Genomic DNA, 2017 nt, shown 5'->3' with positions numbered 1-2017 from the left:
TGGAAGGGGCCGAGCCTGCGTGATCCGGCCACTGGCAGGTCGCCGCCGGTTGTTGCGTGGATTTTCTGGCACAGGTCTTGTGTCTGAGTGCGGGTCAGTCGTGTGATAGCATGTGGTTTGCGGCCTGGCCCTTGATTGTTTCTTTTCACACATTAATCATCTCGGAACAGGCCACCCCTTCGTCTTCAATGACACGCCTCATACGAGATCATCCAAACCCACTCGAACAAACCCTATGAATAAGCCTCCCGGTAGAACAGATTCCAAGATCACCCCTCGAACCAAGGGTTTTGAATGACCCTCCTTGCTGTATACAACAATCTCCATTGAGGCGTTCGGTCAGGTCAGAGCATGCTTGACGAGCCACGATACAGCATGCGGATCTCTGCGTAGGGCTGCTGGAAGGATCATCACGCTATGAGCTCTTGATGTTAGATGAAGCCGGGCCTCTCTTTCCGCCCCACGCCAGCCGAGATCACGCATCCGTGCTGCTTGGGTTTTGAAGAAATTTGTTTCTTCCTCGAATCGGACACCGTCGAACAGGGTGCTGGATGACAGGCTCTCACCATGGCGGCGGTACCGGAACACAACGTCTTGGATGACTTCGAGACGAGAACCAGAACAAATCAGATCAAAAATGAGACTGAGATCCAGGAGTACAGAATAGTTTTCTGGGAAACGAACCAGCTTAAGACTGGCGGTACGAAAACAGAGACTCGGCCAGTAGAGCCAGTTGCCGCGTAGCAGAGATTTGGCCAAGGATTCGCCGTGAAGATCTGAGGTCCCTCGGCGGGGTCGTAAGAGCTTTTTGATCCCATCGACCAGGGGTGAGTGGTTGACATCGTGCTCATCGATTATTTCAACGCCGGGTTGCACCATGTCAATACCGGGATTCCGGGTGAAGCATTTCTCGATCTTTTCCACATAGCCGGGAAGGAGTTCGTCGTCACACCCCATGAACACTGTGTAATCAGCGGAAGTCAGGTCCAAGCACCGCTGGAAATTCTTGGTGATTCCCAGGTTCGTCGAATTTCTCATGTAGCTGATTCGCCGGTCGTTCAGATTATGGAAGAAGGGCTTTACATCTTCTGGATAACCATCATCGACGACAGTCAATCGCCATGACTCGCTGGTCTGGTTCTGGACTGAGCGAACTGCGCGGTACAGGTACTCTGGTTCTCCCCAAAAAGGTATCATGATGTCGATCATATTGTGGCTCCTTTGCTTGGTGATAGTCAGTGAGGCTTATTCATGGGGTGTAGGTGAAGATGATTTCGAGTATTGCTGTGATGATGTCTGGGAGGGTGTCGGTTGGGCGCCTGTAACCGGTTTTGAGGATGTACAGGAGCGATACAGATTTTCCGGACAGTGGTTGATGATTGGTTTTAGGCTGCTGCCCTGTGGTGTTGGCTGGATCCGATGTCGACTTGGTTGGGGGTCTGGTAGTCGATGGTCGAGCGGGTGACGTTTGTGATTGTATCGTAACTCGATCCAGGCTGTCACGTCCCGGGCTGCATGGTTGCGGGTCGGGTAGGCCTTACGGTTGGTTAGTTCTTTCTTCAGGATCGCGTTGAAGGACTCGGCGGCGGCGTTGTCAAAACAACTACCGGCCCGCACCCTCGGACGGGAGAATCCCGTGGTCGGTCATGAATTTCGTGTATTCGGCCGACGTGTATTGAGCTCCTCGGTCCGAGCGCAGAGACCGTGACACCACGGGTTGCCGGGCAGGCCCGGCGCGGCCATGGCCAAGGCCTGGGTGAGGGGTCCGGTGCGCATGTGACCGGCGATGGCGTGCCCGATGATCTTCCTGCGGTGTAACAGTCCATGACCACCGCCAGATAGGCGAATCCCTGCCAGGTCGGAACATACGTGGAGGGTTATTCAAAACTCTTGGTTTGTGGGGTGATCTTGGGGTCTGTTCTACCGGTGTTGGCGTGTCTGGGTGAAAGGTGAGGACCTGCCGTTGAGACAATTGGGTGGTCGAATACAACAATCTCAGAACGGGTCCTCGCGTGTA

2 protein-coding genes are annotated in these 2017 nt (G+C 54.1%); both read right to left on the bottom strand.

Annotation, left to right across the window (positions count from 1 at the left end):
- Nucleotides 1-339 precede the first annotated feature (339 nt).
- Complete coding sequence (locus D9T14_RS13155) at nt 340-1209, bottom strand: glycosyltransferase family 2 protein (protein ID WP_119160843.1); 870 nt, start codon at nt 1207-1209, stop codon at nt 340-342.
- Nucleotides 1210-1245: 36 nt separating this feature from the next.
- Entirely contained in the window at nt 1246-1617 is a 372-nt protein-coding gene (locus D9T14_RS14520; protein ID WP_170175617.1) for an integrase core domain-containing protein, read from the bottom strand.
- Nucleotides 1618-2017: the final 400 nt, after the last annotated feature.

Origin of the sequence: Propionibacterium australiense, from assembly GCF_003666605.1 — a bacterium.
GTDB classification, from domain to species: Bacteria; Actinomycetota; Actinomycetes; order Propionibacteriales; family Propionibacteriaceae; genus Propionibacterium; species Propionibacterium australiense.
The sequence above is the reverse complement of the archived record's forward strand: the minus strand, read 5'-3'. Positions and strand labels throughout refer to the sequence as shown.

Excerpts from the sequence above, each read along its gene's own strand:
- D9T14_RS13155 (WP_119160843.1), bottom strand. The coding sequence starts at position 1,209 with ATGATCGACATCATGATACCTTTTTGGGGAGAACCAGAGTACCTGTAC.